Annotated in this window: 1 protein-coding gene; it reads left to right on the top strand. The window is 69.3% G+C overall.

Going from position 1 to position 238, the window contains the following annotated elements; genetic code table 11:
• On the top strand, positions 1-238 hold a 238-nt coding region (locus tag RTX98_RS19575; RefSeq protein ID WP_312798529.1), incomplete at both ends, for a hypothetical protein.

Raw genomic sequence — 238 nt, forward strand, 5'->3', positions numbered from 1 at the left:
ATCCTGCTCGCTCAGGCTGAATCGGGAACAGACAGCCAGCCGGCGGAAGAGATTCTCCCGCAAACGGATCAACCGCCAGCCGAGCGCCCGGCGCCTGCCGAAGAGCCTGCTGCGGCACCGGCTGAAGCGCCCGCTGCCGAGCCGAAGGCGCAAGCCGAGCCTCAAGCCGAACCTCAGGCTGAAGAGCCACAGGCCGAGCAACCTCGCCGCAAGCGCGCCGCGGAACCGGAAGCCGCAC

Source organism: Tianweitania sp., from assembly GCF_032053605.1.
Lineage (GTDB): Bacteria > Pseudomonadota > Alphaproteobacteria > Rhizobiales > Rhizobiaceae > Tianweitania.